A 22,474-nucleotide genomic window follows, 5' to 3' on the forward strand; every position below is an offset into this window, starting at 1 on the left:
CTTTATGTGGCTATTGACACGCCCCACCTTGCACTTGCAATCTAAGTTCAAGGAGCGTCGAAACTCCTCACAGAGCGGTACCCACCTCCGTCAAACCGGTGGGTTTTTTGTGCCTGCATCCCGCAGGTACAAGCCGACGCAATGCCTGCGTCGGGAGGGCGGCTAATACAACACCCGCAAGGGGAATACGCCCGCCGGCTCTGTGCGGTTTCGAACCTCCCGACATCCCGTCGCCATTGGCGGCGGTTCTTGGGTTGTTCCAGGAGGGCGTTGCCATGTCTATCGCACCATCCATGCCGGCATTTGTGCCGGTTGATCTGTTGCCAACCTTCGCTCACCGCCTGCGGTGGGATGTGCATGAGGTGCTGCGCCGGCTCGCCGCACGCGCAGCTCTTAAGCAGGTGAGCGAGCATCTCGCGCATCCGCTGAGTTGGCAGCCCGCTGTGTTGCCGCACACCTTGCGCCGCCGGTTCGTACGCAAGGCCGTGGCGTTGCAGCAGCGCGTTGCCGCATCCACCAACCACCACCCGGAGGCGCCATGACACGCCGCCGCCCACCCACGGCATCTGCCAGCGCACGGCCCACCCGCACGCATGCGCGCCCCACGCCGCCCAAGCGGGTGCAGTGGGTCGTTGTGGAACCCGACCGCACCAAGCTGCCACCGATGCTGCCGCCCGACCCGGACGCCTCCCCGCAAGGCCCCGGCACGCTACGCGCACCCCGCCGCGCCCGCCGCCCGCGCCAATGCACCGTCAGCTACACCCATTACCCCGGCGCCCACGACCACGCCGGCGACCAGCACGTGCCCCACGTCCGCCTCAGCGGCCTATGGCTGGAACAACTGGGCTTTGCCATCGGCACCAAGCTGCGCATCACCGCCAGCGAAGGGCAGTTGTTGATGGAGGTGCTGCCGCCGGTGGAGGTGCCGGCCGCATCCCGCAGAGCGCGACGGTAGCTGGAACGAAGTCGCAGTGGCAGTATCGTGGTTCAACAGGCCAAGCGTCCCGACCAAGGGCGCTCCATGATGACGACGCGAAGGAAAACGAAGTCTCGGGCCTTACATAACCAGGGGGCTGGGCCAGATATTCGCATATCGATTGCTTCACTTTCACTAGCACTTCTCGTGCTTGGCTGTAGCGCTGTGTCCGCTGCGAAGACGCGTCAGCCTGTTGCATATCCCACAGAACTCTATGGGGTATGGGACTTGGGCCCACAATCCTGCGAGCTGCCTGTGAATCCTGATTCGGATTCGCCTATACACATCGAGAAGGCCCGGTTGCGTGGGTACGAGCATCAGGAGAAGCCGGTCTCAGTCAGGCTTGTCTCTACTAATCCGCACGCCTGGGCTATCTCCGCAATCGAGGATTTCGCACCAGGGAAAAGAACTGATAATTTGTACGTCCTGAAGTGCGAACACCTAGTCATTTCTGACGGCGAGTCAGTCAGGCAATATCGTAGGTGTAAGTGATCGAGCCAGGTTGGTGTGATCAAAGAGAACCATCATGTCGGATGAGAATGAAAGCGCAGATTTTTAAACGCCCTGCTCGCTCCAAGGCCTGACGCGGCTGCCTGTGCCAACGGTCGATTTCTGTATGAATTTATTCGCACGCAAGGAATTTTCATGAAAATAAAGTCTGTTGGCTGCGTGGCGCTTGCGCTCTTCTTCATCACAGGATGTACGGTGGTATCCGCGGGCGCGGACATGAGCGCTCCATCCGGCGACTCGCTTTGTGATCAGTCCCGTGGTTGGGGAGGTGCAGGTTCGACGCAAGCCCTACAAATCAATCCACAGGTCTCCGAAGATGATAGCGGGCGTTCTTATCGCTTTGACCTTGGCGGTCGAGGCGGGTTGAAGCGCTTGGACGCTAGTTGTGGGTGGGGCTCATATGCGGAATGTAGCTTTGAGGCAGTCCGGCCCGATGGAGCAAGTTATCGCTTCTCAGAGATATCCACGTTTGGCCTCTGGGAGACGCAACAAGGGTTGTATCTTGTTTACCGTATCGTCGCGCCGAAGGAAAAGGCCGCAGAAGGAAAGCGGAGGGTCGTGAAGGTGGGTAATCCACCTGCAGAGATATGCAATCAGATCGGGGATTACTCTAATTTAATGTAGTTTTAGATAAGGAGATCAATGATGCCTATTAACTATCGGGAGCTTACCCGGGAGCAGTACAACGCGCTCACCGGTGATCTGGTCAAGCTCACTGAAAGCTTGCACGCGCGCTCCCAGGATGTCGGCGATGGTCGGGCCACGATTGGCTATGGTTATACATTCAATCGTTCAAACAATGCTGCGATCTGGGCTGAGTCCGGCATCGAGCTCTCGGATGCACAGCGCAGACAATTGGCAGCGATCGATGCTGCAGCCCCTGGGGACCGCACAAGGCTGGGTCTGCAATTTGATCGTACGCTCAATGCTGCAGAAGGAGACCAGCTACTAGCTGCATCCATGCCTGAGTACGAGCGGCCTATCAATGCGTTGAACATGCCAATGTCGCAAGAGCGCGCGGCGCTTGTGTCGCTCGTCTACAACCGTGGTGCGGGGTCGTATAACGCCAACATGCAGTCATTTCGGGGTGCTGTAGTGGCCGGAGATCGCTCCGAGGCCTGGTTTGAAATGCGCTACAACGCATGGGGAAGTAATGCTGCTGCGGAAGCGGGTCTTCGCAAGCGTCGTATACTGGAGTCAGAACTCTTTGGCCTTTACAGCGATCCAAATAACGTCACAAGCGACGAGGCGCTGTCTACTTACCAGATGTATCAGCAACATCGCGAGCGCATCAATCGTGACGAAGCTCGCTGGGGTGTGGATATTGATGGAAATCCTGGTCAACGTAACTTGATTGCGGAGGCGAATCGGGACTATGCAACCTTGCTGGAAAGACGGGGCAATGTGCAAACCCTTGCGGAGTCGTTGGATCCAGCGCGTTTGCGCCTGCTTTCTGACCTGCGTGAGCAGCATCCTGAAATTGCAGATCGCTTGAGCAATGAGGCATTTAACGCAGGATCAATCTATGTAGATGCGGGGCGAGATTCTGCGCGCGTTGTCGTGGATGCCGATCATGCTTCGACAATCGATGCGAACCGCCGGAGAAACGGCGCAGAGGTCAGCAATAGCGATCTGCTGGTTGGAGGCGGAGGTAATGACACGCTGATTGGCGGACAGGGTAACGACGTCCTGATGGGTGGGCCGGGCCATGACGTGCTACGTGGTGGGGCCGGCAATGACACCTACATCGTTAACGATGGAGATGTAGTGCAGGATGCCGACCGCAATGGGCAGCTATTTTGGAATGGCCAGCGACTGACTGGTGGCACCCGGCAAGCGGATGATCCAGAAGGAATTTTTCGTAATGCAGATGGTCAAACTACCTATCGGATTCAAGGTGCTGATCTATTGATTGGCAACGAGCGGGGACAGTCGGTAACGGTGCAGGATTTTCAGTCAGGAAGCCTGGGCATCGAACGCGGCCAAGCGCGTGTTCAGCGTGAGGCGAGTGCATCGCATATTGAATCAGATGCGGCCCACATCCACGAAAGCGGGGGATATCAGCTGGCATCTCTTTCCCAAGATCCGCTTCATCGCCAAGCCGAAGATGCGGTTCGTCGACTTGAACAGGGTCTCGGCAGAGAGTATGACGCCAGCAGCGAACGGTTGGCGGCGAGCAGCGCGTATCTTGCCAAAGAGAATGGGTTGTCACGAATCGATCATGTCGTGCTCAGCGAGAGCTACAAATCTGTGCGAGCGGGCGAGAACGTCTTCGTGGTGGAAGGGGCGTTGAACGATCCCGCACACAAGAGGGCGCACATGAAGACGAACGACGCCATCGCACAGCCGGTCGAGCAGTCTCTGGCGCAGTTGCAGTCCCTGAGCGAGGCGCAAGGACAGCAACAGTCCCAGCAACAGGAGCAGCAGCGCGAGCAGTCAATCACTACACCGCCTCGTATGGTGTGAGAACACCGTATCGATTTATGCAGGACGGGGGATGTCAAGCCCCGGGAAGATTGGAGCCTCCCGACATCTCGGCGCTCTGGGCCACGGCGTTTGGGTTGTTCCAGCAAAGCACCGCCCTGTCTTAGAGCGGCTAACAAAACCCAGGAAGCATGCGTAAGCAGATGATGGAGCATGCAAGCGAGAGCAACGCTAAGTGGATATCGATGCGGCGTTCGAAGCGGATACGCAGCTTGCCATCCCGGCGAACCAAGCGTGCGTGCGCTCGACGACCCAGCGATGCTTGCCAGGCGGTCGTTGCGTCAACGCAACATGGTGGAAGACGGGCGATGGATGCGTGACTTCTTCAGCCGCCCAGGCATGCGCGTGGAAGTGTTTCCACGAGGCGAGGCCGATGCACCGCAGGAGCGGGTGGAGCATCACTGCGTTGAATGGATCTACATCCGTTAATCCAAGCAACGGTCATGCCATTGAATCCACAGGCGCAAGCCATTGTTGATGACTTCGGCCGCCAGGCCGGTGTTACCCCGGGACATGTCACCAAGTTGCAGGTTTCACCAGTCAGAAGCGCCGATGCCTCGCAGAAGGAGTTCGATCCCGGCCAGGAAATCAGCGCGGTCATCGTGCTTTGGCAATTGCGCGCAGATGTGACGGGTAAAAGGGAACTTCTGGGCATCCAGCGCTGCCCAGGCCTGCGACACTTCGGTCAGTAGGCTGGCTCGATCGAATCCTCGCTCGCGTGCCAGCTGTGAGTGGGCAGCGTTCTCTCCGCCAACCCCGGTGATGTAGCTCATGAGCGCGGATGTAGTCGACCATTGCTTTGCTTGCGGCACGCCTAGCGCTTGCACCTGCTGGCCCAGCGCTTCCAAGATGCGGACCGTAGGTAGCGCGCTGCCTGAGTGTGCCAGTGCGCCGCCAATCCATGGGTGTGCATCCATGGCGTCGAATAGCCGGCCGGCGATGCTGCGGACCCTGTTCTCAGGTGTCGATTTTGAAGCTGACGCATCAACAGCGCTGGCAATGATCGCATCACACGCCGCGGTCAGTAGATCGCGCTTGTTGTCTATGTGCCAGTAGATCGCGCCTGCGCCCGTCGCCAGCCGATCAGCCAACGCGCGAAAGGTGAGTCCCGACTCACCGTTTTCGTCCAGCAGCGCGACCGCCTCGGCGACGATGCGCTCGCGTGACAGTGCACTTTCCTTGCGACGGCCTGATGTGTTCTTGCTCATGGCTTCATCTTGACACAAATGGAATGCCGTTCCACGATAATGGAATGACGTTCCATTTGGGCGCGCCATTTGTAGGGAGGCAACACATGGACAACGGTATTGCGATTGTCGGGGCAGGGCTGGGAGGCCTGACGCTGGCGCGCGTCCTGCAGGTGCACGGCATCCCTGCAACGGTCTACGAGGCAGAGGCTTCCAGTCACGCGCGTCACCAGGGCGGCATGCTTGATATCCACGCGCACACTGGGCAGCACGCCCTCGAAGCTGCCGGATTGTTGGAAGATTTCAGGCGGATGATCAATCCTGGGGGAGAGACCGTGCGCGTGCTGGATAGGCACGCTGCAGTGTTATACGAGGAGTTGGACGATGGCACTGGCAGCAGGCCCGAGGTGCCTCGCGGCGCACTGCGGAAGTTGCTGCTGGACTCGCTGCCTGATGGCATGGTGCGCTGGGATCACAAGGTGACCACCGTGGTTCCGCTTGGTGCCGGAAGGCATCGCCTAGAGTTCGCCAACGGCACCTCGGCCGAGACGGCGTTGCTGGTGGGCGCCGATGGTGCATGGTCAAGGGTGCGTCCACTCCTGACCAATGCCACGCCGATGTATGCCGGGCTGACGTTCTTCGAAACATGGATGCCGAACTGTAAACAACATCGTCCAGCCTGCTCTCAAGCGGTGGGAAGTGGATCGATGTTTGCGGTTGAGCCCGGTATGGGCATCCTCGCACACGCCGAGCCCGACAATGTCTTGCACGCCTACGTGGAACTGCAGCGGCCACTGACATGGGCCCAACAGTTATCCGGGCTGGACGCCAGCACTGCAGCCAAGTGCGTGGCGGGAGAGTTCAAGGGATGGTCGCCGGTGCTAACCGCGCTGATCACGGATGGCCAGGTCGATCCGGTGATCAGGCCAATCTATACGCTGCCGGTCAGGCATCGCTGGACACGCGTCGCCGGCGTCACCGCACTGGGTGATGCAGCGCACCTCATGATTCCCTCCGGCGAGGGCGCCAACTTGGCGATGCTCGATGGCGCAGAACTTGCTGCTGCTATAGCCGCCCGCCCGGGCGACTTAGACGCCGCACTTGGCGAGTACGAGCGCGCCATGTTCGCGAGAGGCTCGCAGGCAGCAGCGGAAGCAACAAAGCTCTCCGAGATCATGTTTGGACCTGGCAGTCCGAAGACGCTGGTGGATTTCTTCAGGCCGCATCGTCACAACCACGCGGTTTGATCGAGAAAGGGTGCCGTGACAGGAGGCCGGCGTGCACGCTTTTCTTGGACGCCGTTCTTAGGATTGCGACCTCAAGACACAACTCGGCTAGTGTGGCCCACCGGCATCTGTGCGGCACCCGCGTAGTGAGCCGCTCCACCGAACCCAGTGCGCGCCCTCAAGAAAGCACGTCGAGCCGACGCATCGCGCTTAGCCCGCGCGGTGGAAGGTGAGGCCGCACCAACCCGGGGTTCACCCCCGGCTCGGGTCGAGTTCTCGAACGATGTCGATGAATGCCCGCAGCGGCGGCGGCATCTGGCGCTGGCCTGAAAAATAAAGCATGTGCCCGGCCACCGGCGGGCACCAGTCCTCCAGCACCGTGACCAGCGCGCCTGTACGCAGCGCATCCAAGGCGTAGGGCTCGGGCACGTAGGCGATGCCCAGGCCCTTCACGGCGGCTTCTACCATCAACGGATTGTTGTCCAGGGTCAGCGTACCGGGCACGTCGATCGTCATGACCTGGCCGTGCCGGGTGAATTCCCAGCGGTAGCGCTTGCCGCTGGGCAGGCGCTGGCGGATGCAGCGGTGCTGAGTCAAGGCATCCGGCGTCTGCGGGGCGCGATGCGCGGCCAGATAGCCGGGCGCGGCAACCGCCAGGAAGCGAATGCTGCCGCCCAGCGCCACGGCCACCATGTCCTTGGGCACCGCCTCGGCCAGGCGGACCCCCGCATCGAAGCCCTGTGCCACGACATCGACCAGTCGACCTTCCGATACCAGGTCCAGCTCAACGCCTGGATGGCGCGCCATGAAGGTGGGCACCACGGTGCGCAGCAGCCAGCCGATCGCGGCGGCATTGCCGTTGATGCGCAGCTGTCCCTGAAGATGCGCCGGGTCGGCGCTGACATCCCCCAGGGCAGTGTCCAATTCCTGCAGCAGCGGATTGAGGCGCGCCCGCAGGCGCTCGCCGGCGTCAGTCAGCGATACGCTGCGCGTGGTCCGGTGCAGCAGCCGGGCGCCCAAATGCTCCTCCAGGCCCCGGATGGCATTGCTCAGCGAAGGACGGGCCACGCCCAGACTGTCGGCCGCCGCGCGAAAGCTGTGGTGCTGCGCCACGGCCATGAACGCGCGCAGATCTGCCAGGGTTGTCTTGTTCATTAGTTCAAAATACAAACGTGCTCATTCGGGTCATAGCATATTGTTGAACCAGCCACCCGGCGTCACCCTTTGCTCATCGATCTTTCAAGGACTTCACGATGAGCAAAACCTGGCTGATTACCGGCGCATCGGCCGGTCTGGGTCGCCTGCTAACCGAGCGCCTGCTGGCGCGTGGCGAAAAGGTTGCCGCTACCGTGCGCCGGCCACAGGTGCTGCAGGACCTGGCCGCGCGCCACCCCGACACCCTGTGCGTCTACACCATGGACCTGACCGACACCCAGGCCATACACGCTACCGTGGAGCAGGCATTCGCGGACTTCGGCCGGATCGACATACTTGTCTCCAACGCCGGCTATGGCGTGCTTGGCACGGCCGAAGATGCCACCGACGCCCAGGTCCGGCACATCATCGACACCAACCTGGTCGGCTCCATCGCCCTGATCCGCGCCGCGCTCCCACATCTGCGCAAGCAAGGCGGCGGGCACGTGCTGCAACTATCGTCCGAAGGTGGCCAGATCGCCTACCCGGGCTTCAGCCTCTACCATGCGAGCAAATGGGGCATCGAAGGCTTCGTCGAAGCACTCTCCAAAGAGCTGGCGCCCTTCGACATCAAGTTCACCCTGGTGGAGCCCGGCCCCACCGCCACCAACTTCGTGGCCGGCACGGTGCGCCCTGCGCTATCGCCCGCCTATGCAGGCACGCCGGCCGACCAGGTGCGGAGCGGCATCGACTCCGGTGCCTTTGCTGTCACCGGCGATGCGGGCAAGGTGGTGCTGCGCATGATCGAGATGGTCGATGCCGGACACGCACCACTGCGCCTTACGCTGGGCGCTTCGGCCTATCGGGGCATCCGCGCCGCGCTGCTGCAACGGCTGGCCGAGCTCGAAGCGCAACAGGCCATCGCCGAATCGGTGGAGCTTTCCGATGAAGCCGCACGCTAGGGATCACGCCATGACATCGACTTTGCACCTGGTCTCGCCGGAAGCGCGCGAGATTGCTTCCTCATTCCCGCGCTTTGTCCCGGACCTGGACGCGCCGCAGGCCTTCCGCGACATGCTCGCCTCGCTCAATCCGCTGGAAGCGGTAGCGCATACCGAGCATCGCATCCCCTCGCTGACCGGCGCACCGGCGGTGCGCGTGCTGATGTATCGGCCTGAGGGCGTGAGCGGCCCACTGCCGGCGCTGTTGTACATTCATGGCGGCGGCTTCGTCGCCGGCAGCCCAGACATGATGAGTGGCGCCAGTTGGCGGCTGGCCCAGCGTCTGGGCGTGGCGGTGGTTGCCGTGCAGTATCGCCTGGCGCCGGAAACGCCCTTTCCTGGCCCGGTCGAGGATTGCCACGCTGCGCTGGCGTGGCTGTTCAACCAGGCCGAGGCGCTGGGCGTCGATCCGCGCCGGATTGCGATCTACGGCCAGAGCGCGGGCGGCGGGCTGGCCGCAGCCACCGCCCTGCTTGCCCGCGAGCGTGGCGAGCACGCGCTGGCTGCCCAGTTCCTGCTCTATCCGATGCTCGACCCGCGCACCGGCACGCCGGATGCGCCAGTCGACAACGCAAGCACGGGCCAATTCCTTTGGACTCGCGAAGCCAACCGCAAAGGATGGACCGCCATGCGCGGCACCCAGCCGATCGCGCCGGAACGGCTGGGGCACTTCGGCCCAGCGCTGGCCGACAACCTGGCCGGCCTTCCGCCGACCTTCATGGCCGTCGGCTCGGTGGATCTGTTCCTGGAGGAGGACGTGGCCTATGCCCTGCGCCTGTCGCGTGCCGGCGTGGCCATCGACCTGCAGGTGTATGCGGGCGGAGTGCATGGCTTCGAAGCCCTGCCGGGCGCCAACACCGAGGCATATTGGCAGGCCTTCGACGCAGCAGCCCGGCGTTGGCTGCTGCCGGCCTGAGGGCGGTTTTTCCGCACCATTCATGAGCCCGTATTGCGCAAGGACGCGCGGCGCCATTGGGCCGCCACCTTCGGCGTGCGTGCACAGGCGATGATGTGCGCTGGCACTATCACCGGAGGCGATGCCACGGTTGATGCACACAGTGCATGCGTGACCGTAATGGCTGCCTCTTGAGGAGTGTCAAGCCAGTCGCACGCACTGGCACGCGTCCGCGATCAGACGCTGTGCTGCGCCTGCAGGTGGCTGAGCTGCAGTGGATGCAGCACCGGTGGCATCGGCAGGTTGCGCAGCCCTTGTCCCCACTGCTGCAAGAACGGCGCCAGCGATTCGCGGTGCCAGGCACTTGGCCGGCTGCGTGCCGCCAGCCGTGCACGCAACTGCTCTACCAGCGTGTGTGCACGCGGCTGGTCTCCTTGCTCCAGATGGAAGAACACGAAGGCGAGCAACAGACTGTCGGGGTTGGCGAACAACACCGTAGGCGGAATCACGCCGGTGTCGTCGCCTTCTTCCAGTAATTGCAGCCATGCGTCGGAGGAGCGCTCGAACCAGGGGCCAGCCAGCTGATCGGTGATGAAGCCGAAATAGCGTGCATCCAGCACCGGAAGGGCAGTGGCGAGCCTGTCCAGGCTGGCACTCAGGGCGGTGTCGCTGCTGGCCGGATCCAGCGCCCAGCCTGCATACGCGCCTACGTCCTTGCTGTGCAGAATGTCATCGCCCAGGAATGCCGTGGCGGCATCCACGAAATGCAGATCATGCAGTTGCGTGGATGCCGCACGTTGCTGCCACGCCAGCAGGCGCGCGTGTTGCAGCCCTGCCTGGAGCATCAGCTCGCCCAGCGAGGCGTCGTAGCTGGCCCACAGGCACTGACGGCTGCCGTGACGGTCGCGCATCCATTGCCAGGACTGGTCCGCCTCCACGGGCACCGGCAGCCAGCCAGCGGCCTGCAGCGGTGTGCCCAGGTGGTGCTCGATCAGCTGTGGAAGCAGCTCGCGCACGCGCCGCTGCTGACGCTGCGCCTTGTCGCGTGCGCTGCGTAAAGCGGCGGGCGTGAGCTTGGGCTGCAGGAAGAAGCGCAGCCCACTCTCGCGCTCGATCTCGCCCCGAGTGTCGTTGTCGTCCAGGCGCGGCAACGCCAGATCTTCCGGCGCGCCGTGGCGACGCGTCAGTCCACGGCCTGCGGCCAGCGCACGAATGGCCAGCAAGGTTTCCGAGGCGAGCAGGCCGTCGAGCGTGGGCGCGATGCCATCATCGGTGTCGAAGGTGTCGTCCAGCCAGCCATTCACCAGCAGGGCGTAAGTGTCCGCGAACAGCTCGGCGTCATCGGCCTGGTCGGCGAGCTGCAGCGCATCGCCAAACACGCTGGCCAGCGGCAGGGTGTGGCCGGTGTCAGGCTGCCAGTAGAGCGCGCGTGACTGATCTTCCCAGGCCAGGTAGACCGGGCCGTCGGTTTGCTCGAGCCAACCGGGGGCATCGGCAGCCTGCGCCTGCGCGCGCAGGGCGCCATCCTCGATGTCTTCGATGGCGGTCCGAACCAGCACGCCATGGCGCAGCAGCACCGCGTGCATGCGGAACCAGGTCAGGCCGGTGTCGTAGCGCGCCTGCAACTGCAGCAGGCCACGGATAAGCGCGGTCTTGCGTGGGCCATCCCATCCGCTGCGATCCACCAGATGGATGTGGCGCTCGATCAAGTCCTCGATGGCGTGTTGTGACATGGCGGCGCCCTGCGCGTGGGTGGTGAAGATCCAATGGCAAGCATGCCAGCATCCGGCAAGCGAACTGCACGCACTGCGTTGAACGCTGCCGTATGCGCGCGGAAATCACCAATCCGTCGGCGCATAGTCCTTCAGGAACTGGCCCCACACGTGCTGCCCGGTATTGAAGCCGTGGATGATCGGGTCGACGATGCGCGCGGCGCCATCGACGATGTCCAGCGGTGGGTGGAAGCGTTCCTGTTGCACCTTGAGTGCGGCGATGTCGGCCGGATCCTCGTCGGTCACCCAGCCGGTGTCCACGCTGTTCATGTGGATGCCGTCGTTCTGGTAATCGGCCGCCGAGGTGCGCGTCATCATGTTCAACGCGGCCTTGGCCATGTTGGTATGCGGGTGACGGGTAGTCTTGAAGTTGCGGTAGAACTGCCCTTCCATCGCCGAGACGTTGACGATGTGCTTGTCGCGCTCGGGCGTGCGCAGCATTAGCGGCTTGAGCCGCGCATTGATGATGAACGGTGCGATGGCGTTGACCAGCTGCGTCTCCAGCAATTCCACCGAAGGCACTTCGGCCATCAGCAGGCGCCAGGAATTGCGCCCGCGCAGGTCCACCTGCTGCAGGTCCTGGTCGAGCCGGCCTTCGGGAAACAGATGTTCCTGGCCCACCAGCTCGTCGTCCAGCAAGGCAATCTGCGACAGCTCGGCGGCGCGGGTGAGGCCATCGGCTTCCTCCAGGCCGCGGCCATGCACGGCCGGCAGCGCGGTGGCCGACGCGTCGCGCAACAGCTCGGGCGTGCGCAGGCCTTCGTACTGGCCAATGAGTTGTTGCACGGTTTGCGGCAACTCATGCAATGCGGCGGTTTCGTTGGCCATCATGTGCGCATAGAACTGCGGCGGACGGCGCACGGTCTGGCAGGCATTGTTGATGATGAAATCCAGCCGCTGCCGGGTGGCCAGCAACTGGCTGCAGAAGGCCTCCACGCTGGGGGTGTGGCGCAGGTCCAGCCCGAACACCTGCAGGCGGTGTCCCCACTGCGCAAAGTCGGGCTCTTCTGCATAACGCGCGGCCGAATCGCGCGGGAAGCGCGTGGTGACGATCAATTCCGCACCGGCACGTAACAGCTTCAGGCCGGCCTGGTAACCGATCTTGACCCGCCCGCCGGTCAGTAGTGCCACGCGTCCGCGCAGGTCGGCGGTTTCGGTGCGCTTGAAGAAATTGAGCTCCGCGCAGGCGGGGCACATCTGGTCGTAGAAATGATGCAGCTGGGTGAACTTCTGCTTGCACACGTAGCAGTGCCGCAGCTCCGGCGAATGCATCGGTTCCGGCGCGGCGCTGGCATGTTCGCCGTTGTGGGCGTCGTGCAGGCCGGCGGCATGCGGCGGGAAGTAATTGGGCGTGCTGAACACCGGTTTGCGTCGTAATGCACGGATGCCGCGTTGTTCGAGCAGGGCCTCGGCCTTGCGTACCTTTTCCTGGTGCCGCTCGCGCTCGCGCTGCTTGAGCAGCTGGCGGCGCGCCTTGGGCTCGGGATGGTAGACGCGGGCCACCACCTGGTGCAGGCGCACGCGGTCGGCCTCGGGCAGGGTGTCGAGCACGCTGCGGTCGGCATCGATGGCCTCCAGCAGATCCAGCGCGGCGCGCAGGCGGTCGGTGAGCGGCAGGTCGTCGTTGGCGGGCACGGGCGGGACGTTGGTGTTCAAGATGGATCCGGAAAAGAGCGGCAGAAAGCAGAGCGAATGCAGCCAAGGGCGCGGTGGATGGCACGTTCAGCGGCGGCACCGGTCGGGAACCGGGCGCCGCAGGCCGGAGCAACCGGGCCGCGGCCATTTTCGCCGATCCTGCGGTGCTGACGCCAACGGCGTGTCAAGGCCGTCTCAGGGAGGCAACTGCGGTGCCGAGGGTGTGCCTGATCGGGACTGACAGCCAGGCAGCATCCGGCCAGCCAGATCGCCGAGCTCGATGCGATGCCTGCAGGAAAGCGCAGGCCTGCTACAGGGTGCCTTCCGGCACGTCGGTGATTGCCAGGTAGCGTGCGTTGCCGGCCGATGGCAACGCGGGGCGCCTGTTGCCTTGCAGCGGTGGGCCTTCTGTCTGCAAGGGCTGCTGGCTGCTCGCGTCCGCTCACGCACTCTCCAAATCGGCTGGGCTAGGGTTGCGGCCTACGGGTGTAGCGGAGATGCAGCATGGGCCTGTTGGTCGACGGCAAGTGGCAGGACAGTTGGTACGACACCGACAAGAGCGGCGGGCGTTTCGAACGCTCGCAATCGCAGTTCCGCAATTGGGTGACGCGCGACGGCAGCCCTGGTCCGCATGGGAAGGGCGGCTTTCAGGCTGCTCGCGGGCGCTATCACCTGTACGTGTCGCTGGCTTGCCCGTGGGCGCATCGCACGCTGATCTTCCGGCGCCTGAAAGGTCTGGAGTCGATGATCGAGGTGTCGGTGGTGAACTGGTTGATGCGCGACCAGGGCTGGACGTTCGCTCCTGGCCCGGGCGTGATAGACGATCCGATTCACCACGCCAAGCGCCTGTACGAGGTGTATCTCAACGCCGATCCGCGTTACACCGGGCGCGTGACGGTGCCGGTGTTGTGGGATCGCGAACGCAATACCGTGGTCAGCAACGAGTCGGCCGACATCATCCGCATGTTCAACAGCGCCTTCGACGAGGTCGGTGCTGCGGCCGGCGATTTCTATCCGGCACCGCTGCGCGAGCAGATCGACGAGATCAATGCGCGCGTGTACGACACCGTCAACAATGGCGTGTACAAGGCAGGCTTTGCCACCACGCAGGCTGCGTACGAAGAGGCGGTAGTACCGCTATTCGAGAGCCTGGATTGGCTGGATGCGCGCCTGGGCCAGCAGCGCTACCTGTGCGGCGACCAGCTTACCGAGGCGGACTGGCGCCTGTTCACCACGCTGGTGCGATTCGACGCGGTGTATGTGGGCCACTTCAAATGCAACCTGCGGCGCATTGCCGACTATCGGCAGCTGTCCGGCTACCTGCGTGAGCTGTACCAGATGCCGGGCATCGCAGAGACGGTGAATTTCCAGCACATCAAGCACCATTACTACCAGAGCCACGACATGATCAACCCCACCGGCATCGTGCCGCTGGGGCCGGTGCTGGATCTGCAGGCGCCGCATGGGCGCGATGGCTGATGCCATCGTCTGCCGCCTGGGCCAGCGCGCAGGCACGCTGCCGCAGGGCATGCACTAAGCTGTGCGCCTTCGATACGAACAGGAGCGGTACGTGCTCAATCATGTGATGGTGGGATCGAACGATATTGCGCGATCCAGGCAGTTCTACGACGCGGTGCTCGGCGGCGTGCTCGGTGTCGGCGAGCCATTGGTCAACCCCGCCGGCTCCGGCCATGTGCGCCTGTTCTACCGCCATGCCGGCTTCACCTTCGCCGTGAGCGAGCCGATCAACGATGCGCCCGCCACCTGTGGCAATGGTGCCACTGTGGGGTTTACCTGCAGCTCGCCTGAGCAGGTGCAGGCCTTTCACGACGCTGCCGTGGCGGCGGGCGGCGTGTCCATCGAGCAGCCGCCGGGCATGCGTGACAGCCGCATGGGGCCGGTCTGGCTGGCCTACGTACGCGACCCGGACGGCAATAAGCTCTGTGCGATCCATCGACCTGGCTAAACCGTGATACTGCGCTGCTGCGGCATGCTGCAGCGCGGCCAAGTGCCACCTCGTCGCGACGCGGTGGCGGCAGCGGAAGGGCGGTCGCCACGGCTGCGTCGGGCGGCGGACCCGCACGCCAAATTGTGGCGCTAGTGCTTGGCCGCGTCGCGCATGATCAGCGTCGCCGCGCCCACCGTGATCGCGTCCTCGACCACGCCGGTGCTGGTCTGGCCATAGCGTTCGATCGCACGCATGCGCGCATTGAAGGTGAGATAGGCGGCGGCGACCGCAGTCGTGGCGCCGAGCAATGCAGCGATTCCGCGTTGCTCGCGCGGTGCCAGCGCCGTGCCGACGATGACGCCGGTGGCGATGCGGGCGACCATGCCGGGAAGCACGATGCGGTCGGGAGCGGTCTTCATCTTGTCGCCAGCCAGTTCGCCACCGGCCAGTGCCAACATGCCGGCCGAGGCCAAGGGATTGGCAAGCAACGCGGGCGCGCCGTTGTCGGCAGGCAGCTTGCCGGTGCGCGCAGCATTGGCCACGGCGGCCAGCGGCGTCATCGAGCGCATGCCCGCAACCGCGCCCATCAGGATGGAGTGGATCAACGCCATGTGCACCTCTGCATGTGCTCGACCGTTGCAGGCGAATGCGCTGCGCGTGGCACGGTGTCGTCTTTTCGCGCAGCCTAGGGCGCGGCATGTGTGGGCATTGGCAAGAAGGTGTGCACGCCGCGCATCGGTTGCGTCTGCATGCCACTGGCCGCCAGATGCAATGCGCCGCCGAAGTATCGGGCGGCGCATTGCGCCTAGGGCGTGTGCGCATAGGCCTGCTGCCTAGGCCCGCTGGCTGCAGATGCCTGCGGCGCCACTGCCTTGGTCAGGATCCTGCGATGCGATCTGGCTGGGTCACTGCTTGGCGAATCGACCTCGACGCCAGGCCAGCCAGACAACTGCCAGACCCACGGCGAGGCAGACCAGCATGCCGGGAAGCGACGCCTCCGGGCCGAACGCGCCGCCGGTGAGCCATTCCGGCACCATGGCATTGGGCGTGCTCCGCGCGATGGACGGGCCCAGCGCCATGCCGGAGACGGCGGCGCCGAAGAGATAGCCCTGCGTGAAGTTCCAGGCGATATGTGCGCCAACCGAGACCCAGATACGGCCCGTCAGTGCATAGAACGCGCCCAGCATGACGCCCGCTTCCAGTGCGATGCAGATCGCAGCGAAGACTGTTGCATTCGGATTGCCCAGATGGGTGAAGCCGAACACGGCGCACGACACCGCAAAAGCGGCCCACGGGCCGAACGCACGCCACACCAGGCGCAGCAGCACCGCGCGCATTATCAGCTCTTCCACCACGCCAGCCTGCAACGCCTTGCGTAGCGGCGTCCATGCCGATGCCGGGCCGAGCGCCTGGATGTCGTACAAGCCGAACAGCGCCATGATGCCCATGACGCTGGCGAACATCGCCGCACCGGTGAGCAGGCCCACGCACAGCTGCGGCAGCATGGGACGCACGGCAATTTCCGGTGGCCTGCGCTTTTCGGCGAGCCGCACCGCCAGCGTGTAGATACCCAACGCCACCAATGCACCGAACACGCTCACCGCGAACTGCACCGGTTCGTTGCTCTTCGGCCACAACCCGCCAACAAAGCGTGTGACCACACCGGTGGGAATGGCCACCAGGAAGAACAGCAGCACCGCCCAGCCGCAGGCGCGCAGCCAGCGCAGCTTGCCGGGCCGCAGCACCCCGGCCTGGCCAAGTTCGATCGGTTGCACATTGCGCCGTGATGGCCCAATGGCGAGCGGTGCACTGGATTGCGTCATTGCGTGCATAAGCGACTCCTTGTGGATGCTGCGGTTACGAGGGCTCACTGCTGTCTGCAGCAGCGGTGGTGATGCGATGGGCGAACGGGCGCTCATTCAAGGCGGCGATGGCTTCTGCAAGGATTGCGGTTAGAGGCACCGATAGTTCCGCATCGAGCTGCGCGGCGGCGGCATTGGTTGCGGCCCATTGGCGCTGCAAGGCGGGGATCATCCTGCGGGTCTTGGCCGTGAGTACCACGATGCGTTCGCGTGCGTCCGTGCCGGGTTTGAGCGCAACCAGTCCTTGTTTGGTCATCTGCGCCACGGTCTGGCTGGCGGCGGAATGGGTGATCCCGATCTCCTGTGCCAGCAGCTTGATCGATGCGGGGCCAAGCCGCAGCAGCACGCGCAGCACTGGTGTGTAGCGTGGCCGCCAGGCCAGGCCCGAATTGGCATACACCGCTTCAAGGTCGCCATCGAGCAGCTCGATCAGGTGCCGGACCAGGGTGCCAAGGGTAGGAGTGGGAAGACTCATGGCCCAAATATATAAGCGCTGTTGTAATTTCAGGATGTGCCGGAAGTAAGGGACTACCGTAGGCTTCCTGCTGGTCGTGCAATCCGTGCGCGACGACCGGCGGGACGGTGCCGCCTCCTGCCCAGCCGCACGCAGTTGGATGTACCGACGCTTCGGCCGCGATGCACCTGCCTTGCGATGCATGGATTCTGCGAGCGGTGGTATCTGCCGGAACGCCAGTGGCGCATCCAGCGCGTCACCGCCCGCTACGCGCGTCAGCATCGATCACGAGCAAGACCTTCGATCCAGGCGTGGCGCCACGATGCGCGATGCTCAGGTGGTCTTCGTCATCGAGATTCTCCGGCCCCATACGAATGCCCTGGGTGCAGGCGGCGCTGCTCGTCGGCTCGGTAGGCGGTTGGCAGCGAACGGCAGGACCTGATCAGGTTCCCGGAAATACGTCCAGACGCTCCAGCGCCGGCGCGCGCGCCATATCGTTCGGATTGGTGCCGGGCACATCCTGCGGAACCGCCATGCCGCGGCCGCGATAGAACTCGATCCAGTACGGCGAGATGGTGCCGGTCTGCAGGTTCTTGAAGTTCATCGGCTGCAGCGCAAAGACGTGGTGAGCGCGAAACGCACGTTCGATGAAGTCCGAGCAGTAGTAGCTGCTCTCGTTCGGGACATAGGTATCGTTATACGGTTTGCCCAACATGCTGCGCGCCTGGGCGATGGCATCGGCAATGGCAGGGCGATGCGCGGGCGTGAGCCGGTACACCACGATCTGCCGATGCTTGGCAATGGCTTGCTCGACAAACTCACGCAATGGCTGTTGCCGCGAGCCCTTCTCGTCGGCATGCAGCACCACCTGCGTACGCCCGGCGTGGGCGAGCAATGCAACATGGTCGAAGCTGGGAGCACCCTGCCTGGCGGTCGCATCATCGATGGCGCCGCTCAGCCCGGTGCGGGTCGCAGTGACGAACAGCAGGTCGCCATCCTGGACACGCAAGGCACGTGCCGATGCCGGCAGGAGTGCAACGAAGGCAATGAGCAGCAAGGCAAGACGCACGGCGCGAACCCGAGGAAGCAGCAAGACCTGCATTATCGCCGGGATCGGCGTCGGCTGCGCCGCTGCGGGAATGTGGGTGAGGCGTCCATCGAAAGGCTGTTGAGCGGCGCGGCAAGTTCTGGTGAGAGCTGGGCGGCAGTACGGCGAAGTGATGCAGCTGCTCATTCGGTCGGTTTGCGGATCGAGGCCGACCGTGGTGAGCGCTAGCCATGGCGGCCCGTGCTATCGAGTAAGGGCGACTGACGATTGCGCAGCCACCAGACGGCGTGGCCAGGGATCGGAATCGACATGGAGCACCTGTCCACTCAGCTTCTGAGCGCGCAGTAAGCCGCACCTGCCGACTGCACGCGACGCGCTGTTAGCCGTTCCGGGGCGTGTGTGGGTGCTGCCCGCAACGCCTGCGCAACCACCGGAGCAGCGCGGCATCACCCGCGCTGCACCGGCCATGCCGATCACTTCTCCGGCATCGGCTTCATCTGGTACTGCGCCGGCGGGGTGGCGCCGAGCAGGTGCTGCACGAAGTAATCCCAACGGCGGCGGGCGACATAGGGCGTGAGATCGCCGTAGCCATGCTTGGCGTTGGGCAGCATCAGCATGTCGAAGTCCTTGTTGGCCTTGATCAGCGCATCGGCCACCAGCAGGGTGAGGTAGGGCGGCACGTTGTCGTCCAGCGTGCCGTGTACCAGCATCAACCGGCCCTTGAGTTTGCTGGCGTGGTTGGCATTGGCCTGGTCGTCGTAGTTGGACGTGCCGTCCTTTTTGACGATGTGCTCGCCGTGATACTTCTCGGCCCAGTCGTCCTCGTAGCCGCGGTTGTCGTGGTTGCCGCTTTCCGACCAGGCCACCTTGAACAGATCGGGATACCGCAGCATCGCGGCGGTGGAGGCATTACCGCCGCCCGAATGGCCCCAGATGCCGACGCGGCTGGTGTCGAACCACGGGTAACGCTGGCCGAGTTCCTTCACCGCCGCCACCTGGTCGGGCAAGGTGTTGTCGCCCATGTTGGCGTACCAGGTGTCGTGGAAGGTCTTGGAGCGCCACGGCGTGCCCATGCCGTCGATGGCGATCACGATGAAGCCCAGTTCGGCCAGCGACTGGTTGTCGCCATGGCCGGCGAGGAAGCTGCGCCCGCGCACCGAACCGGTCTGCGGGCCGGGGTAGACGTAGTCGATGACCGGATACTTGCGTGCGGGGTCGAAGTTGCTCGGTTTGAACATCAGCCCGTACAGCGTGGTCTTGCCGTCGCGTGCGGTGACCGTGACCGGCACCGGCGGCACCCAGCCGGCCGCCTTGAGGCGGCTGATGTCGGCCGTCGCAATGGTGCTGAGTGTGCGTCCGTCGGCGGCGTCGCGCAGCAGCGTGACCGGCGGTGTGACCGAGGTGGAGTAGGTGTCGACCAAGCGCGCGCCATCGGGCGACAGCGCGACGGTGTGATCGGCCACCTCGGGTGTGAGCAGCACCGGCTCTCCACCGTCCAGGCTGACCTTCCACAGCTGCTGGTAGTACGGGTCCACGCCCGCAGAGCGGCCGACCGCCATGAACCACGCGGTGCGGCTCACCGGGTCCACGCGCAGCAACGCGGTGACATTGCCTTCGCCGGTGGTGATGGCGTGCTTGGGTTTGCCGGTGGCCAGGTCGTACAGATACAGCTGGCCCCAGTCGCTGCGCTCGGAGAACCACACCGCCTCGTTGCTGCCGGGCAGATAGGCCCAGTTGGCGGCGACCTGGCCGCTTTCGTAGTAGGTCTTTGCGGTTTCCTCAAACGCCGTGCGTACCTGCCCGGTGGCGACATCGGCGATACGCAGCCAGGTCTGCTTGTGGAAGCGCGAGGTGGAGGCAAACGCCAGCGTCTTGCCATCCGGCGCCCACTTCACGTCATCCCACAGGCCTGGCGAGCAACTGACGTCGTCGCACAAGGTGGAGCGGTGTTGGTCCGGCGGCATCTTCAACCGCAGCACGCTGCGCGTGGGCACATCGACGATGACGCGTTCGATCATGGTCACGTCCTTGTCGCCGGCCAGCGGATACTTCCAGGACTGCAGCTGCGGATGTCCGAGCTTGGTACTGACCAGGTACATGTCGCCGGTCTTGCGCTGGTCCTGCTGGAAGGTGGCGATCTTTTGCGAATCCGGCGACCACGCGACGATGGCGTTGTCGCTGTGCTGCCAGCCGGCGTTGTCGGTGGCGTAGCCGAAGTTTTCCACGCCATCGCGGGTGAGCTGGGTTTCCTGGCCGCTGGCCACATCGCGGACCCAGAGGTTCCAGTTGCGGATGAACGCTTCGCTGCGCTTGTCCGGCGACAGCACGCCCGGCTCAAGCTTGTCTTTTGCGTAGAGTTTGCTGCAGCGCGCCTGCGCGTCGCAGACCACTGCGGTGTCGCGCACGCTGAGGCGATAGCGGCCATCGGCAGTGCGTTTGACCACCGGTGCGAAGGTGTCGGCCTTGAGCGGTTTATCGCCGGTCTTCAGCAGTGTGTTGAGCGAGGAGACCAGCGCCGCCTGTTTGAAGATCGGCGCGCTCTTGCCGGTGGCGGTATCCAGCTGCAGCAGGCGGTTGCCCTTGGCATCGTGATCGACATAGACCACATGGGTGGCGTCCAGCCAGTCGATGCGGGTGGCGGCATGATCCACCAGCGGCCGCGCGAGGTAGTCGATCAGGCGTTCGGCACGTGCGTAGTCGGCCGTGCCGACGCTGGGTGCCTGCCCACTGGCGATGCACGGCAGGGTGGCCAGGGCAAAGACCGCAAGCAGGCGGCGCGTCGGTAACGGGGTGGGCATGGGAACTCTCCGGGACAAGGGGCGCGCACGCGTGGTCAGCGCAACCGCCTGATGCTAGCGGCCGTGCGTGATCGCCTGCCTCTGCCAGAAGTCGTGCCCCCGGCTGCAGCGGGGCTGCGCTCGCTGTCTGTTCTGCACGATCACGGGCCTACTTGCTCATGCACCGCTTCCAGCGCTCGTTCACCCGCTGCGCAAACCAGGCGGTGGTCAGCGTGCGGGTGATCTTGGGGCTGTCCAGGGTGATGCCCGGCAGTACCGCGCGGGGCAATGGCTTGCCGGCATTGCCGTCGGCCAGCGCAAAGACCTGGCGATACAGCGCGCTGTCTTCGAATTCGAGCGTGGTGCCTGTTTCCAGGGCGGTCCGGATGTGGCGGTCGCTCATTGCCAACTGGCTGCCCAGCGCGCGCGCGGCGCGTTCGGTACCGCCCGGGGCGTCCAGGCTGGCACCGGGGGTGAGCAGGTCGCCGTCCAGCGCGAGCGCGATGCCGCTGGCCTTGCTCAGCGCGGCTTGAAACGCGGCATTGCGGCTGGCATACCAACCGGCGTTGAAATCGGCGAAGCGGTACAGCAGCGCGTCGTAGGTGGTTGGGTAGCCCAGCAGATGCGTGGTGCCGAACCACAGCCCGCCGCGGCGGGTGAACACCTCGTGGCGGATCGAGCCGTCGAGTGGATACGGATAGCGCGCGGCATGCTGTTCGGCAAAGGCGATGCTCACCTGCATCGGGCCGGCGGTATGCACCGGGTTGAGCCCGTCGAACAGGCGCGCGCCCAGCGGCACGCTGCCGGTGAAGTCTTCGAAGATGCGGCTCAGTTCCTGCTCGGTGCGTGCGGCGGCAATGCGGGTGGCGTAGCTGCGGCCGTCCGGCGAGGTGATCCGCAGCGCCGCTTCCACCATGAAGCCGGGGAGATGGTGCGCACTGGCGCGGCGCTCGATTTCCGCACGCGAGATCTTGCCCAGGTCGGGCACCACCGGGTTGGCCTGGTAGGTCGATTCCTGCTCGGTCACCGCCAGCACTGCGCAGATCTGTTCGGCGCTGGTGTCCAGCGCCTGCGACGACAGCGCCACGTACACATCGTTGGCCCAGCCGGCGCGGTCGGGCAGCGCGGCCGGCAGGCGGCGCGCGATATCGGCCTTGACCACGTCCGGCGCGCGTTGCGGCGCGCGCGGGGCCTGGGTTGCGCAGGCCGACAACAGCACCGCGGCAAGCAGGGGCAGGACACGGAACAGGGGGAAGGTCACGGCATCTCCAGCAGGGTCGGGGGTGGCAACTGCCGTGGGCAGTTTACGTGCGCAGGCCGTGGCGTCTTCATGCCACTGCGTGGGGTGGTGCGGCGATTCAAGTGTTTTGCGCGCGGGCCGATAACGGGCTCGACCGTCATGGGCGATCACGTCACCGGCCAGCTGCGCCGGTCATGATCGCAGCCGCATCACCTCGAGCGCGCAGGCCTTGCTGTCTCGCTTACTGGATTCCACCGCTGTGCGACCACGGGAGTGCCTGAGATGCCGCAGCAACCAGCCAGTGTCCAGGTCCGCTGCATTGCCG

17 protein-coding genes and 4 pseudogenes are annotated in these 22,474 nt (G+C 64.3%); 10 read left to right on the top strand and 11 right to left on the bottom strand.

Annotated elements, in window-relative coordinates:
• Positions 1–254 precede the first annotated feature (254 nt).
• The 4 genes and pseudogenes from HG421_RS21145 to HG421_RS21485 all read left to right on the top strand — a co-directional run.
• Positions 255–542, top strand: coding sequence for a hypothetical protein (locus HG421_RS21145; protein WP_228331760.1), 288 nt, complete (start codon positions 255–257; stop codon positions 540–542).
• On the top strand, positions 539–955 hold the full coding sequence (locus tag HG421_RS01130; protein WP_168968480.1) for a SymE family type I addiction module toxin: 417 nt from the start codon (positions 539–541) through the stop codon (positions 953–955). Before HG421_RS21145 ends, HG421_RS01130 begins: the two co-directional genes overlap by 4 nt.
• A gap of 1,176 nt (positions 956–2,131) precedes the next feature.
• Positions 2,132–3,181 (top strand): annotated as a pseudogene (locus HG421_RS21595) (glycoside hydrolase family protein); the annotation flags it as partial.
• 381 nt (positions 3,182–3,562) lie between these two features.
• A pseudogene (locus tag HG421_RS21485) lies at positions 3,563–3,952 on the top strand (XVIPCD domain-containing protein); the annotation flags it as partial.
• Between the two features lie 130 nt (positions 3,953–4,082).
• Here the strand turns inward: HG421_RS21485 and HG421_RS01140 are convergent.
• Both HG421_RS01140 and HG421_RS01145 read right to left on the bottom strand, forming a co-directional pair.
• Positions 4,083–4,237: pseudogene (locus tag HG421_RS01140) on the bottom strand (IS5/IS1182 family transposase); the annotation flags it as partial.
• Between the two features lie 266 nt (positions 4,238–4,503).
• Positions 4,504–5,178 (bottom strand): TetR/AcrR family transcriptional regulator, encoded by a 675-nt coding sequence (locus HG421_RS01145; protein WP_168968484.1) that lies wholly within the window; start codon positions 5,176–5,178, stop codon positions 4,504–4,506.
• An 86-nt stretch (positions 5,179–5,264) separates the two neighbouring features.
• Between HG421_RS01145 and HG421_RS01150 the strand changes: the two genes are divergently transcribed.
• Positions 5,265–6,404 (top strand): FAD-dependent oxidoreductase, encoded by a 1,140-nt coding sequence (locus HG421_RS01150; protein WP_168968486.1) that lies wholly within the window; start codon positions 5,265–5,267, stop codon positions 6,402–6,404.
• A 231-nt stretch (positions 6,405–6,635) separates the two neighbouring features.
• Here HG421_RS01150 and HG421_RS01155 read toward each other — a convergent pair whose 3' ends face one another.
• Positions 6,636–7,538, bottom strand: coding sequence for a LysR family transcriptional regulator (locus tag HG421_RS01155; RefSeq protein ID WP_168968488.1), 903 nt, complete (start codon positions 7,536–7,538; stop codon positions 6,636–6,638).
• Between the two features lie 98 nt (positions 7,539–7,636).
• On the opposite strand from HG421_RS01155, the gene HG421_RS01160 reads away from it, so the two are divergent.
• Both HG421_RS01160 and HG421_RS01165 read left to right on the top strand, forming a co-directional pair.
• Positions 7,637–8,479 carry an SDR family oxidoreductase gene (locus tag HG421_RS01160; RefSeq protein ID WP_168968490.1) on the top strand — a complete coding sequence of 281 codons (843 nt, stop codon included), beginning with the start codon at positions 7,637–7,639 and terminating at the stop codon, positions 8,477–8,479.
• A gap of 10 nt (positions 8,480–8,489) precedes the next feature.
• A complete protein-coding gene (locus tag HG421_RS01165; RefSeq protein ID WP_168968492.1) occupies positions 8,490–9,434 on the top strand; it encodes an alpha/beta hydrolase in 945 nt (314 codons plus the stop codon).
• A gap of 215 nt (positions 9,435–9,649) precedes the next feature.
• Here the strand turns inward: HG421_RS01165 and HG421_RS01170 are convergent, their stop codons facing one another.
• Both HG421_RS01170 and HG421_RS01175 read right to left on the bottom strand, forming a co-directional pair.
• Positions 9,650–11,146, bottom strand: a complete 1,497-nt coding sequence (locus HG421_RS01170; protein ID WP_168968494.1) for a hypothetical protein — start codon at positions 11,144–11,146, stop codon at positions 9,650–9,652.
• Positions 11,147–11,251: 105 nt separating this feature from the next.
• On the bottom strand, positions 11,252–12,841 hold the full coding sequence (locus HG421_RS01175; protein ID WP_168968496.1) for an SDR family NAD(P)-dependent oxidoreductase: 1,590 nt from the start codon (positions 12,839–12,841) through the stop codon (positions 11,252–11,254).
• 213 nt (positions 12,842–13,054) lie between these two features.
• Between HG421_RS01175 and HG421_RS01180 the strand changes: the two are divergent.
• The 3 genes and pseudogenes from HG421_RS01180 to HG421_RS01190 form a co-directional block, all read left to right on the top strand.
• Positions 13,055–13,170 (top strand): annotated as a pseudogene (locus HG421_RS01180) (SPFH domain-containing protein); the annotation flags it as partial.
• Between the two features lie 154 nt (positions 13,171–13,324).
• Positions 13,325–14,299 (top strand): glutathione S-transferase family protein, encoded by a 975-nt coding sequence (locus HG421_RS01185; RefSeq protein ID WP_168968498.1) that lies wholly within the window; start codon positions 13,325–13,327, stop codon positions 14,297–14,299.
• A 91-nt stretch (positions 14,300–14,390) separates the two neighbouring features.
• Positions 14,391–14,786: a VOC family protein gene (locus HG421_RS01190; RefSeq protein ID WP_168968500.1), complete on the top strand. Its 396-nt coding sequence runs from the start codon at positions 14,391–14,393 to the stop codon at positions 14,784–14,786.
• 131 nt (positions 14,787–14,917) lie between these two features.
• Here HG421_RS01190 and HG421_RS01195 read toward each other — a convergent pair whose 3' ends face one another.
• The 6 genes from HG421_RS01195 to HG421_RS01220 all read right to left on the bottom strand — a co-directional run bounded on the left by HG421_RS01195 (position 14,918) and on the right by HG421_RS01220 (position 22,170).
• Entirely contained in the window at positions 14,918–15,379 is a 462-nt protein-coding gene (locus HG421_RS01195) for a DUF4126 family protein (RefSeq protein ID WP_168968502.1), read from the bottom strand.
• Between the two features lie 294 nt (positions 15,380–15,673).
• Positions 15,674–16,600 carry a CPBP family intramembrane glutamic endopeptidase gene (locus tag HG421_RS01200; RefSeq protein ID WP_168968504.1) on the bottom strand — a complete coding sequence of 309 codons (927 nt, stop codon included), beginning with the start codon at positions 16,598–16,600 and terminating at the stop codon, positions 15,674–15,676.
• Positions 16,601–16,625: 25 nt separating this feature from the next.
• On the bottom strand, positions 16,626–17,366 hold the full coding sequence (locus tag HG421_RS21155) for a MarR family winged helix-turn-helix transcriptional regulator (RefSeq protein ID WP_228331769.1): 741 nt from the start codon (positions 17,364–17,366) through the stop codon (positions 16,626–16,628).
• A gap of 160 nt (positions 17,367–17,526) precedes the next feature.
• Complete coding sequence (locus HG421_RS01210) at positions 17,527–18,186, bottom strand: YiiX/YebB-like N1pC/P60 family cysteine hydrolase (RefSeq protein ID WP_425533331.1); 660 nt, start codon at positions 18,184–18,186, stop codon at positions 17,527–17,529.
• A gap of 419 nt (positions 18,187–18,605) precedes the next feature.
• Positions 18,606–20,930, bottom strand: a complete 2,325-nt coding sequence (locus HG421_RS01215) for a S9 family peptidase (RefSeq protein WP_168968506.1) — start codon at positions 20,928–20,930, stop codon at positions 18,606–18,608.
• 148 nt (positions 20,931–21,078) lie between these two features.
• Complete coding sequence (locus HG421_RS01220) at positions 21,079–22,170, bottom strand: DUF1615 domain-containing protein (RefSeq protein ID WP_168968508.1); 1,092 nt, start codon at positions 22,168–22,170, stop codon at positions 21,079–21,081.
• Positions 22,171–22,474: the final 304 nt, after the last annotated feature.

This window comes from Xanthomonas campestris pv. badrii (genome assembly GCF_012848175.1).
Lineage (GTDB): Bacteria > Pseudomonadota > Gammaproteobacteria > Xanthomonadales > Xanthomonadaceae > Xanthomonas > Xanthomonas campestris_C.